Below are 13,040 nucleotides of genomic sequence, written 5' to 3' on the forward strand. Positions count from 1 at the left end.
TTTAGTTCGGCACTTATTTCTGTACTCACGCTGTCTCCACCAGATTCATCGCCAGATCGCTACCATTTTGTGCGTCCAGCGTATTCAGGGCATCGACTAACTGCGTCACTTGCGTCTCAGTATGGGATGCCGACAAGGTGATACGTAGCCGCGCTGAACCGACCGGCACGGTGGGCGGGCGAATTGCACCGACCCAGATCTCCTGCTCCAGCAAATCCGCTGCTACCTGTAACATCACCGCATTGTCGCCAATCACAATAGGTTGTATCGCCGTATCTGAAGGCATCAGCTCCCAGCTAGGCAAGTGCAAACCCTGACGAAAACTTGCAATCAGTTGCTGTAAATGACGACGTCGCTGTTGACCCTCGGCACCGCTGATGATGTCGAGACTAGTCAGCAACGCATGCGCCAGAGCGGGCGGTGCCGCGGTGGTATAAATGTAGGGACGGGCTTTTTGTACCAGCCATTCGATCACCGTGGTGTGCGCGGCGACAAACGCTCCGCCAACACCTGCGGCTTTACCAAGCGTACCCATGTAGACCAAATTCGGTGAGCACAAATTAAAATGTTCCAGCACGCCACGACCATGTTCACCGAGCACACCAAAACCATGCGCATCATCGACAATCAGCCAGGCATCGTAACGCTCGCACAAAGCAAGCAAGGCAGGCAGATCAGCGATATTGCCATCCATGCTGAACACACTATCGGTGACAACGACCTTGGTAGTTGCCGTCGACTCTTGTAGCATCTGCGCCAGCAACAGGTAATCACGATGCGGAAATACTTTGACCGCAGCGCGCGATAAACGGGCACCGTCTATCAATGAGGCATGATTTAATGCTTCTGAAAACAAGGCTGCGTCTTTACCGGCAAGCGCACTGATAACCGCAAGATTTGCCATATACCCGGTACAAAAATACAGGGCACGCGCATGATCTATGTAAGGTGAGATAAATTCAGCAAGGCGATCTTCCAGCAGCGCATGCGCCCTGCTATGTCCGCTGATCAGGTGTGACGCGCCGCTGCCTGCGCCGTACAGACTTGCCCCTTCTTGAATAGCGGCGATAACTGCCGGATGTGCTGCCAGTCCTAAATAGTCATTGCTGCAAAACGCGAGCAAGTCCCGGCCATCGGCGCGCAACGCCGGGGCTGACGCGGTCTCAACCGTACGACGACGGCGAATCAGATGCCTGGCGTCCAGCTCATCAAGTTCATCGCGTAATTGGCTTAATGGGTGGAACAAACGCTGACTCATACAGCCACCTCAGTCATGACTTCATTAAATACCTGCATCGTTTTTGACGCTAACAAGGCGATTTCTTGCGGGTCGAGAATGTACGGCGGCATCAGATACACAGTGCGGCTAATCGGGCGCAATAACAATTCCTGTTTTAAGGCCGCCGAAAAAAATCGACGTGAAAAAGTCGCGGCCTGCGCAGCATCCTCTACCACCGCATCAAATGCGAAGATCATGCCCTGCTGCCTGATGTGACTCACACGCGGATCATCGGTCAGGCCGGCGAAAGCATCTTTAATCGCTATTGCCTTGATGCGATTTTTTTCCAGTATCTGGTCGTCTTCAAAAATTGCCAGCGTCGCCAGGGCTGCACGGCAGGCCAGCGGGTTGCCGGTGTACGAATGCGAATGCAAAAAGCCACGGCGCATATCTGCATCATAAAAAGCCTGATACACCGAGTCCGTCGTCATCACCAGCGATAAAGGCAAATAGCCGCCGCTGATGCCTTTAGACAAGCATAAAAAATCTGGCCAGATACTGGCAGATTCACAGGCAAAGAAAGTACCGGTACGGCCACAACCGACAGCAATTTCATCGGCAATCAGATGCACCTGATACTGGTCGCATAATTCGCGCAAACGGCGCAGATATACAGGGTCGTGCATGGCCATGCCAGTCGCACACTGCACCAGCGGCTCAATAATTACAGCGGCAATTTTGCCCTCACGCTCTTGCAAAACACGCTCAAGATCGGCAGCGGCACGCAATGCGACATCAGCGGCTGTTTCTCCCGCTTGCGCCAGACGGGCATCAGGTGAGGCAACGACATGCGCTCGTTGCAGCATCGGGCCATAGGCTTCACGAAACAGGCTGACATCGGTGACCGCCAATGCGCCCACAGTCTCGCCGTGATAGCTGCCTTTGATACAGATAAATTCTTGCTTCTCTGTTTGACCACCGTTGCGCCAGGCGTGGAAACTCATTTTCAAGGCGATCTCGACTGCCGATGCGCCATCGGATGCGTAAAAGCAATGACCTAAGGCGTGGTTACTGAGCGCGGCTAATTTTTCTGATAACTGAATCACCGGCTCATGCGTAAAACCGGCGAGCATCGCATGTTCGAGCTTATCGAGCTGATCTTTAAGTTCTGCATTGATACGAGGATTGGCATGACCAAACAAATTCACCCACCACGAGCTGATCGCGTCGAGATAGCGCTTGCCGTCCATATCGTAGAGCCAGGCACCGCGACCATGACTGACAGGAATCAGCGGCACAGGATTGGCACTGGAATGATGCTGCATCTGGGTACATGGATGCCATACATGCTGCAGGCTACGTGCGACCCAGTCTTGTTGATTATTCAAATTTACTCCAGACTACTTTTAAAACCCGCACATTTTACGGGCTTTTCCAGCCATTTCTGACTTAACACCCGCATAAATGCTGGACTTATTTGTCAGACTATCTAAAACCTTCTCTAACCGGAATACAAAATACTGCACTGTATCGTGATGACTATTGCGTTTTTTGCAGGCGCTAGCCGCTCCGCTACAACGACTACCGTTAAGAATGACGACACAGCTACCAGACACCAGTCCGTCACTCTGACGAGGGTGATTAGAACTGAATTTCCTTAAGATGATTCTCGATATGCATGACATGCGCGTTTGCAAACTCTGTCTTACTCAATACACCATAGGCAAAGTGCGGACGCAGTTCACCGCTATAACTCTGGAACGCTTGTAATGCCTTGATCACCAGATCAATTGCCTCACTGACATTGCCCGTATCGGCAATTACCGGCGCCCCCGGAATCGGCTCGGTCAGGTTATGACGCATCGCTCCGGCGACCGAGAACGCATAGAAGGCGACGCTGCCAGCGGTATGCTGAAACAGCTCCGGCTTCATTTCGGGGTAGCCGGTCATCGAATACTGAATACTCTGCGCCAGATGCACGAATACTTTGTAGGGTGCCCAGCCCGTTTTAGCAACTAATTTCGTCACTGAGTCAGGCGACTTCAGCGCCTCTAACTGCATCAGCATCGTGGCAATTGAGGTGATTTCCACTGTTGATTTGCGATAGGTCGCTAATCCAAGCGCGGCGACCGCAGTGAGGGCGACCGCACCTGTCAATAAACGTCTCTTTTTCATGGCAACCATCCTGGTTTGCGTTTTTCTAAAAATGAACGGACACCTTCGCGCCCCTCTTCCGATGCGCGTATATGGGCAATGCCTTCAACAGTTGCAGCAATCAGTTCACCAGTGAGTTCGCGACTGGCAACCTCCTGCACCAGACGCTTTGCCTGCCTGACTGCATTCGGACTGTTCGACACCAGCGACTTGACGATTTCAGCCAGCTTTTCATCAAGCGCCTCAGCACTGACCAGTTCATGCACGAAGCCGATACGATGCGCCTCTGCTGCACTGAAACGTTCAGCCGTGATGAAATAACGCCGCGCCGCACTTTCCCCCATCGCCTTAATCACATACGGTGAAATCGTCGCCGGAATCAAACCGAGCTTGACTTCACTTAAACAATAATTCGCGACATCTGCGCTGACCACGATATCGCATGCAGCAACCAATCCCATGCCACCCGCGTAGCAATCGCCCTGCACTTTGGCAACCACCGGTTTGCTACAGGTATAAATCGTGCGCAACATCTCGGCCAATTGCCCTGCATCGGCAAGATTTTCTTCATGCGAATAATCGGCCATCTTCTTCATCCAGTTCAGGTCAGCACCTGCACAAAACGCCGGGCCATTCGCTGCGAGCACCACAGCACGGATCGTAGTGTCTGTATCAAGTTCACGAAACACCTGTGTGATTTCGGCAATCGTTGTTTCGTTAAAAGCGTTGCGGACGTCGGCACGATTGAGGGTCACTGTCGCCAGTCGCTCAGTAATTGAAAGGATCAAAGTCTGGTAATTCATTCTTGCTTGCTCTCTACTAACATAGTAATCATGTCTGGCTAAGGACTAAGCAACTCCATCGCCGTCAATACTGCATTTATCTCGAGGTAACGCTGAATATCATCATTCAGGGCATGACTCAGACCGTGCTAAGAACACACTAAGCTGAGCGCCGGAAATACGGACACGATGCATCACCTCGTCGTTATCGTTCATGTTGTCCGGTTTGTTCGTCAAGCAGAGATCTCTCCAGATTTAGATTTAGATTTAGATTTAGTTTTGCTTTTGTTTTGCAAAAAAATCTGAATACTCATACTACTCACTGTGCCAAATCAGGAAAATCAGGAACGGCTAAAGGCCGGTCATCACTGGTCAAAGATTTTTTATAAATCGATGGCAACTGTTTTGTCCAAGCAATAAATTTATCCATATATATCTGCTTATCAGTGTCTTTTTCTAAACGGTCCTTGTGCCAGTCGCTTTTAATCCAGCTAGCATTCTTTGATGGCGTCTGACCAGCAAGCTCAGGATTGATCCAAAAGCGAACCTTCACAAAATCACCGGTTTGATATTTGTCATATTGCGCGAGCAGGGTGGTCACAGGGACTTTAATCTGATTATTTTCTAACCACAATGGCACGGCATTCAGCCAAGTGTTACTCGATGCGAATGCATTCGTGTTGTGGTTTATCAACAGGCACTCCGGATAGTCATAATTGCTTTTCATCGTATCCTTAAAAACTACGTCATCACGCTTACATGGTTCTGGCATCCAGCGATGAGTGGCGGTTGACGAAGTAGTTGCCTCTATTTTGACACTCGCGCGAAATTGTTTGTCTTTAACGTTGATTAAATATGCAGTCAAAATATCAGCACCTTGCTGACTGGAATACGCAAAAGTAACCCGACTTTTATTTTTTCCAATCAAGACCCATTCTCCTGGTGGAAGCGGATATTGGTGTGACCCGATTTGAACAATACCGTCTTTAACAATCGCGCCAACCTCAGTCTTGTCGATCTCTATACCGTATGCCAATGACGCCAGCATAAACGACAAAATACCCAGGCTAAAATTCCGTATTCTTTTACTCAAGTTCATCTCCGACATAGTTGAAAATAAGACCCCATTTACTACGAAAAACAGCAATTAAATACTCGTGATTTATTCAAAAAAATACCAAAAAAAACTACTCACCTATTCCTTACACGGATGTGTGGCATCAAAAAATTTTTGATAAAAAATTATTTTCTGCTCATTTTATTTTACATCCTGAACAAGCCAAATTTCACATCAGGAATAGGTGCATTCAACGCGGCTGACAAACCTAATCCCAAGACCATCCGCGTATCAGCCGGATCGATCACGCCGTCATCCCACAAGCGTGCCGAGGCGTAATAAGGATGCCCCTGATGCTCATATTGTTCTTTGATGGGCTGTTTGAAAGCGGCCTCTTCATCTGCGGTCCAGCTACCGCCTTTACCTTCGATACCGTCACGTTTGACCGTCGCCAGAACGCTGGCAGCTTGCTCACCACCCATGACCGAGATCCGCGCATTTGGCCACATCCACATAAAGCGCGGAGAGAAAGCGCGACCGCACATGCCGTAGTTACCGGCACCAAAACTACCACCGATGATGACGGTGAACTTTGGTACATTGGCGGTGGCAACAGCAGTCACCATCTTCGCGCCGTTGCGGGCGATGCCTTCATTCTCGTATTTGCGCCCCACCATGAATCCGGTGATATTTTGCAGAAATACTAACGGAATCTTGCGCTGGCAACATAGCTCAATAAAATGCGTTCCCTTCAATGCAGACTCAGAAAAAAGAATGCCGTTATTCGCGATAATACCCACCGGCATACCGTGAATATGTGCGAAGCCGCAGACTAGAGTTGTTCCATAACGCGCTTTGAATTCATCGAAATGACTGCCGTCAACCACACGCGCAATAACCTCTCTTACATCAAATGGCTTACGGGTATCGACCGGGATCACACCATATAATTCTTGCGCGGGAAATTTTGGTTCTTCGACGTCTTTCAATACGACGCTGGCTGGCTTTTGACGATTCAGATTCGAGACGATGGTACGCGCCATGGATAAGGCATGCGTGTCGTTTTGTGCGAGATGGTCGACTACGCCTGACAAACGCGTATGGACATCACCGCCACCAAGATCTTCGGCGCTGACGACCTCACCGGTCGCGGCTTTGACTAAGGGGGGGCCACCGAGAAAAATCGTACCTTGATTTTTGACGATAATCGATTCATCGCTCATCGCCGGGACGTACGCGCCACCAGCAGTGCAAGACCCCATGACGACCGCGATCTGCGGAATACCTTTAGCCGACATGGTGGCCTGATTAAAAAAGATACGACCGAAATGATCGCGATCCGGAAATACATCGTCCTGATTCGGCAAATTCGCACCGCCGCTATCGACCAGATAAATACATGGCAAATTGTTTTGCTCGGCAATTTCTTGTGCGCGCAAATGCTTCTTTACTGTCATCGGATAGTAGGTACCACCTTTGACCGTCGCGTCATTACAGACAATAACGCATTCTTGCCCGGACACCCGGCCAATACCGGTAATCACACCCGCTGACGGTGCGGCATCGACATCATTTTTTTCCTTGTACATGTCGTAAGCCGCAAGCTGAGAAAACTCCATAAACGGTGTACCCGCATCAAGCAACATTTGTACGCGGTCACGTGGTAATAACTTGCCACGTGCTAGATGTTTCTTGCGTGCTTCTTCACCACCACCGAGAGCGATTTTAGCAATTTTTTCTTTTAAGTCGTCGACCACGCGTTGCATCGCAGCGGCGTTCGCCTTGAAGTCTTCGGAGCGGCTATTCAGTTTGGAATCTAAGGTCGTCATTTGTCTTTTCTCTTCTTGTCATCTTTGGTCGGGAAGTTACCATCCACATAAAACCATTTGCCGTCTTCTTGTGAAAAACGGCTCACTTCATGCAGGCGATGTGCTCGCCCGCCTATTTTGTAACGCGCCACAAATTCTACGGTGGCGCTGTCTGTCTTACCTGTATCCAGTGCGTATTTTTTGACCTCCAGGCCCAGCCATTGCGTCGGATCATCATGGACAATACGCTCGACAGGACAGGTACGCGCATCCCAGGTAGCGCGCAAATAGGCCTCGTCACCCAGAGTGTAAGCCGAGTAACGTGAGCGCATTAAGGTCTCAGCATCCGGCGCGATCGCACTACCGTTTAAAAATGGTGCACAACAATGCTCAAACTCTTTTCCAGAACAGCAGGGACACATGACCTTCATACTGATTTATTTACTTTCACTTTTAGCTGGCTTAGCCGTCACTGGCGCGCCTGCCGCTTTCCATGCGCTAAAACCACCGTCAATATGCGCGACATTCTCTAAGCCCATATCTTGTACGGTCTTGGTTGTCAACGCGCTACGCCAGCCAGCGGCACAAAAAAATATGAACTCTTTACGCTCACCGAAGACCGGTTTGAAATACGGAGAATCAGGGTCAATCCAAAACTCGATCATGCCGCGAGGTGCATGAAAAGCCCCGGGAACCATGCCCTCACGCTCCAGTTCACGAACATCGCGGATATCAATGAACTGCACATCAGGATCAGTCAATTTAGCCTGTGCTTCAGCAACGCTATAGGTCTTGATCTCTGCGCTGGCTTCATCGACTAATTGTTTGTAGCCTTTTTTCATCTATCCCTCCGTAAGGTACGCCATGCGCACCAAGCGACTCCACCGGTGCGCGTGACACACCCTACCCTATCGTTACGCCAGTGCCCTGGCGATCAGGATTTTTTGAATATCTGAGGTGCCTTCATAGATCTGGCAAACCCGCACATCACGATAAATACGCTCGACCGGGAAATCGCTGACATAGCCATAGCCACCGTGAATCTGGATCGCATCGGAGCAGACTTTTTCTGCCATTTCAGATGCAAACAATTTCGCCATCGCCGCTTCTTTCAGGCAAGGCTTACCCGCATCTTTTAAGCTCGCCGCGTGCCAGATCAATTGACGGGCGGCCTCGATCTGGGTCGCCATGTCGGCAAGTTTGAACTGCACCGATTGATGATCAAAAATCGCCTTACCAAAACTGGTACGGTCTTTGGCATACGCCAGAGCTGCGTCGAATGCGGCGCGTGCCATGCCGACTGATTGCGAGGCAATTCCGATGCGTCCACCCTCTAAGCCGGATAAGGCAATTTTGTAGCCCATGCCCTCTTCACCGATCAAATTCTCGGCGGGGATACGGCAATTCTCGAACAAAATTTGTGCCGTATCGGAAGAATGCTGGCCCATTTTTTGTTCCAGGCTGGCGACGATATAGCCCGGTGTAGTGGTAGGTACCCAGAATGCACTGATACCTTTTTTGCCTGCCGCTTTATCCGTGACTGCCATGACAATCGCGACGTCCGCATGTTTGCCACTGGTGATGAATTGCTTGACGCCGTTGAGTACGTATTCATTACCCTTTTCGCTTTTTTCCAGCTTCGCTGTCGTACGCAACTCGGAGGCATCACTGCCTGCATGCGGTTCTGTCAGGCAAAATGCGCCGAGCATGTCACCGCTAGCCAAGGGGCGTAACCATTGTTCTTTTTGGGCCTCGTTGGCATACATCATGGCGATACTGCATACGGGACAATTATTGACGGAGATCACGGTAGAAGTCCCGCCATCGCCGGCGGCAACCTCTTCCAGCACCAGTGCCAGGGACCGATAATCCATGCCCGCACCGCCGAGCTCTTCTGGCACTGCCACGCCATACGCGCCCATCTGCGCGAGCTCCTTTAATTCTGCAGCGGGGAAATGATGCTCTTTATCCCAGCGCGCGGCGTTAGGGACTAACTTTTCCTGGGCAAAGGCGCGAATGGCATCGCGTATCATTTCGTGTTCGGGCGTTAGTAACATACTCTGTCTCGTGGTTCTGTTATTAGTTACCAGCTCAGGCTGGAACCGTTGTAATTAAAAAATTGTCCGTTGTCGTCGGCGTGCAGACCGGCAAGTGTGTTGCGTATGCCTTGCGCACTGTCTTCCACAGTAAGTTCAGCACCGACACCGCCCATTTCTGTTTTGACCCAACCCGGATGCAGCGCCACACAAATTGCCTGTTGCGTCTGCAAAGACACATCCTTGAGCACAGAATTCAAAGCGGCTTTACTCGCGCGATATAACCAGCCGTGGCTACCATTACGCTCACTGATGGAACCCATCATGGATGAAATCACGGCAAGGCGGCCACCGGCGTTTTCAACCAGCGGCAACACCATCGGCAATATCCGCATCGCCGCCAGCACGTTGGTATGCATCACTTCATCAAACTGCGTGTCATGCGGTGTCTGCAATCCTGTCGTGCGCGGGCCATAGACACCGGCATTCAAAATAGCGACGTCGATTTTTTCATCATCAAGCCGCCATCCGAGGCCACCACAGTCATTAATATTCGTCACATCCAAAGGCATGACCTCGCAGCCCATGGATTGCAAAGCGGTCAGATCGACCGCTTTACGTGCGGTGGCAATCACGCGCCATCCGGCGGCCTTATATTGCAAGGCCAGTTCGTGACCAATACCGCGTGAGGCGCCGAGGATGAGTGCTGTTGGCATAGTTATCTACTTTTATTTGAACCGTGACCAGTTATTTTTGTGCGTAACTTTGTGCGTAACTTAATATCTAAGTTCATGCATAAGTTAATTCAATTTCCGATCTGCATAGACCGGCGAAAGCATCACTATACTTCCGGAAATTGAATCCGACGTACCCGTTTTATATCAGTTCAATAGCCATCGCCGTACCTTCACCGCCACCGATACACAGTGATGCAACGCCGCGTTTTTTACCTTGTTTCTTCAACGCGCCGATCAGGGTAATCACGATACGGGCACCGGATGCGCCGATAGGATGACCGAGTGCGCAGGCACCGCCGTGGACATTGACCTTATCATGAGAAATACCGAGGTCTTTCATTGCGGCCATTGGTACTGCGGCGAAGGCCTCATTGATTTCGAACAGATCGACATCGGCGGTTGTCCAGCCGATTTTTTTGTACAATTTTTCAATCGCGCCGATGGGTGCGGTGGTGAACCAGCCTGGTTCTTGTGCATGGCTGGCGTGACCGAGGATTTTGGCGATGGGTGTCAGACCGAGTTCTTTGGCTTTAGATTCGCGCATCAGGACCAGTGCAGCCGCGCCGTCGTTGATTGATGAAGACGATGCAGCAGTGATAGTGCCGTCTTTTTTAAATGCCGGTTTCAATGCAGGGATTTTATCTAGCTTGGCTTTGAGCGGGCCTTCATCTTTGTCGATGACGACATCACCGCCACGACCGGATACGGTGACCGGTGCAATTTCCCAGGCAAAAGAGCCATCGGCGGTTGCTGCCTGCGCACGTTTAACAGACGCGATCGCAAAGGCATCCTGTTCTTCACGACTGAACTGATATTTCGCTGAGCAATCTTCAGCGAAGGTACCCATCGACCGGCCTCCGCCTTTTTCGTCTTTTATGTAGGCGTCTTCCAGTCCATCAAGCATCATATGATCAAAAATCTGACCGTGACCAATACGATAACCGCCACGGGCTTTAGGAATCAGATACGGTGCGTTGGTCATGGATTCCATGCCGCCTGTCACGACCACGTCATTGCTGCCAGCACTGATGGAGTCGAACGCCATCATGGTCGCCTTCATCGCGGAGCCGCACATTTTTGACAAGGTGACCGCGCCGGTGGACATCGGCAAACCCGCCGCCAGCAGTGCCTGACGTGCTGGTGCTTGTCCCTGGCCTGCCATCAGGCAGTTACCGAACAGGACTTCTTCAACCAGCTCCGGTTTGACGCCGGAGCGCTCTACTGCTGCCTTGATGGCGACTGCTCCCAACTGGCTGGCGGTCAGCGAAGAAAAATCGCCCTGAAACGCGCCCATAGGAGTACGTGCAGCACCGACGATAACGATAGGATCATTCATGTTTGTCTCCAAAAAATAGTCAAAAATTCGAGTGGGTCAATGTAAGCAGTGCATTCATTCTTCATCGGTAGTAATTTCAGCAGTCTTCTGCACATTGGCTACCGCTGCCTGATGTCCGGGATACGTACTGGCGTGACTGAAACGCACTTCTTGCGGATACGGAAAAACATCATCGACCTTGCCTTCCATGATGCGTTTTTTACGGGTCTGCCAATAGTCTGCCGTCAGCAGATCTGCATGGTGTTTCATAAAATACTGGCGCACCTTGGTATTACCAAGCAAGAAGGTGCCGAATTGCTCAGGAAACACATCGTTCCTGGCGATCGGATACCATGGCTCTGCAGACATTTCATCTTCTTCATTACGCGGCTGCGGGATCACGCGGAAACTACAATCGCTGATGTACTCAATCTCATCGTAATCGTAAAACACGACACGGCTGTGGCGGGTTACGCCAAAGTTTTTGTACAGCATATCGCCAGGAAAAATATTCGCTGCGACCAACTCCTTGATGGCATTACCATATTCGACTATGCCATGCTCGATAGCGGCATCATCACCACGTTTTTCTGCTTCGGTCAAAAAGATGTTCAGCGGCACCATGCGACGTTCAATATACAGATGCTTGATGATGATTTCATCGTCATCTTCTTCCAGAATCGACGGTGCAAATTGCTTGATCTCTGCCAGTAACTCATCCGAAAAACGGGCGCGTGGAAATGCCACATCCGAATATTCCAGCGTGTCTGCCATGCGGCCGACACGGTCATGGTTTTTGACGAGCTGGTATTTTTCTTTGATCAATGCTTTGGTGGTCTCTTTCGGTGGTGGAAAACTGTCTTTGATCAGCTTAAACACATACGGAAATGACGGCAAAGCAAATACCAGCATGACCAGACCGCGAATACCCGGGGCGGCCTCGATACGGTCGGAGGAGTATTTGAGATGATGTAAAAAATCGCGGTAAAACAAATTCTTGCCATGTTTTTGCAAACCTAGAATCGTATAGATTTCGCTACGTGGCTTTTTCGGCAAAATACTGCGGATAAACTGGACATAGGCCGACGGCACCAGCATATCGACCATGAAATAAGCGCGAGTGAACGAGAACAATACCGTGATCTGAATATTGTCAAACAAGACGGTATCGAGTACCAGTTCGCCTTTACGATTGTGCAGGATGGGGACGACGAACGGATATTCTTTATTACCGTTAATACCTTTACCGACAATGTAGGCGCCCTTGTTACGGAAGAATAAATTTGCCAGTACCTGGATCTGATGATTGGGTTCGATCTTATCGTTGCCGAAGATGGCCGTGAGGCGCTCGGCGACGAAGCCGATATCTCTGTCGAGATCAGAAAAGTTTGCTTTGAGCTGGAAATTCGTGACGATACGTTTTAGCGTGTAATGCAGACCATCGGTGGCCGGGTAATACACACGATAAGTCGGCGGCGTCTCTTTGTTTTCGATGTATTCGGTCGATACCGCCGGACGTACAAAAATGAAGTCATTGTGGAAGTAATTCCGGTGGAGCATTTTGGTACAGACCGTATTGTAAAAAGTCTCGGCCAGCTCAGGTTGCAGATGATCGATCAGCAAACCCATGTAATGCAGTTTGACTTCGCGCCAGACTTCATCGGTCAGATCGTCTTCATCGTATTCATCTTCCAGACTTTGCACACACTCTTTTACGCGCTTGTCGTAATAACCGATACGCTCTCTCGCAGCGCTCTGCGCAGCCTTCCAGTTACCTGATTCAAAATCGCGCTTGGCCGTCTGGCTCGAAGCGCGGAACAGGCGGTAATGCTTGTCGAAGCCATCCATGATCATGCGTGCAATATCGAACGCAATCTGGGATGACAACAATTTAGGGAAGGCGACTTGGGGCATGGCGACTCGGCTGGCAGA

Annotated in this window: 12 protein-coding genes; all 12 read right to left on the reverse strand. The window is 50.4% G+C overall.

What is annotated here, in order from left to right; translation table 11 throughout:
• Positions 1 to 25: 25 nt before the first annotated feature.
• The 12 genes from bioF to aceK all read right to left on the reverse strand — a co-directional run bounded on the left by bioF (position 26) and on the right by aceK (position 13,022).
• The gene (gene bioF, locus ACO0K4_RS17310) at positions 26 to 1,258 is read right to left on the reverse strand and encodes an 8-amino-7-oxononanoate synthase (RefSeq protein WP_422957916.1); all 1,233 of its coding nucleotides are present in this window, start codon (positions 1,256 to 1,258) and stop codon (positions 26 to 28) included.
• Positions 1,255 to 2,607, reverse strand: a complete 1,353-nt coding sequence (bioA, locus tag ACO0K4_RS17315; protein ID WP_422957917.1) for an adenosylmethionine--8-amino-7-oxononanoate transaminase — start codon at positions 2,605 to 2,607, stop codon at positions 1,255 to 1,257. The genes bioF and bioA overlap by 4 nt, the downstream gene beginning before the upstream one ends.
• A 253-nt stretch (positions 2,608 to 2,860) precedes the next feature.
• Positions 2,861 to 3,394 carry a DUF1569 domain-containing protein gene (locus ACO0K4_RS17320; RefSeq protein WP_422957918.1) on the reverse strand — a complete coding sequence of 178 codons (534 nt, stop codon included), beginning with the start codon at positions 3,392 to 3,394 and terminating at the stop codon, positions 2,861 to 2,863.
• Positions 3,391 to 4,176, reverse strand: coding sequence for an enoyl-CoA hydratase/isomerase family protein (locus tag ACO0K4_RS17325; RefSeq protein WP_422957919.1), 786 nt, complete (start codon positions 4,174 to 4,176; stop codon positions 3,391 to 3,393). Before ACO0K4_RS17325 ends, ACO0K4_RS17320 begins: the two co-directional genes overlap by 4 nt.
• A 298-nt stretch (positions 4,177 to 4,474) precedes the next feature.
• Positions 4,475 to 5,302 (reverse strand): hypothetical protein, encoded by an 828-nt coding sequence (locus ACO0K4_RS17330; RefSeq protein WP_422957920.1) that lies wholly within the window; start codon positions 5,300 to 5,302, stop codon positions 4,475 to 4,477.
• A gap of 116 nt (positions 5,303 to 5,418) precedes the next feature.
• Positions 5,419 to 7,041, reverse strand: coding sequence for a carboxyl transferase domain-containing protein (locus ACO0K4_RS17335; protein ID WP_422957921.1), 1,623 nt, complete (start codon positions 7,039 to 7,041; stop codon positions 5,419 to 5,421).
• Complete coding sequence (locus tag ACO0K4_RS17340; RefSeq protein WP_422957922.1) at positions 7,038 to 7,451, reverse strand: YchJ family protein; 414 nt, start codon at positions 7,449 to 7,451, stop codon at positions 7,038 to 7,040. The genes ACO0K4_RS17335 and ACO0K4_RS17340 overlap by 4 nt, the downstream gene beginning before the upstream one ends.
• Positions 7,452 to 7,457: 6 nt before the next feature.
• Positions 7,458 to 7,862 (reverse strand): rhodanese-like domain-containing protein, encoded by a 405-nt coding sequence (locus ACO0K4_RS17345; protein ID WP_422957923.1) that lies wholly within the window; start codon positions 7,860 to 7,862, stop codon positions 7,458 to 7,460.
• A gap of 72 nt (positions 7,863 to 7,934) precedes the next feature.
• On the reverse strand, positions 7,935 to 9,077 hold the full coding sequence (locus ACO0K4_RS17350) for an acyl-CoA dehydrogenase family protein (protein ID WP_422957924.1): 1,143 nt from the start codon (positions 9,075 to 9,077) through the stop codon (positions 7,935 to 7,937).
• A gap of 26 nt (positions 9,078 to 9,103) precedes the next feature.
• Positions 9,104 to 9,772, reverse strand: coding sequence for an SDR family oxidoreductase (locus ACO0K4_RS17355; protein WP_422957925.1), 669 nt, complete (start codon positions 9,770 to 9,772; stop codon positions 9,104 to 9,106).
• 160 nt (positions 9,773 to 9,932) lie between these two features.
• Positions 9,933 to 11,129, reverse strand: a complete 1,197-nt coding sequence (locus ACO0K4_RS17360; RefSeq protein WP_422957926.1) for an acetyl-CoA C-acetyltransferase — start codon at positions 11,127 to 11,129, stop codon at positions 9,933 to 9,935.
• Positions 11,130 to 11,183: 54 nt separating this feature from the next.
• Entirely contained in the window at positions 11,184 to 13,022 is a 1,839-nt protein-coding gene (gene aceK / locus ACO0K4_RS17365; protein ID WP_422957927.1) for a bifunctional isocitrate dehydrogenase kinase/phosphatase, read from the reverse strand.
• Positions 13,023 to 13,040 lie beyond the last annotated feature (18 nt).

It is taken from the genome of Undibacterium sp. RuTC16W (assembly GCF_049339445.1).
Classification (GTDB): domain Bacteria; phylum Pseudomonadota; class Gammaproteobacteria; order Burkholderiales; family Burkholderiaceae_D; genus Undibacterium.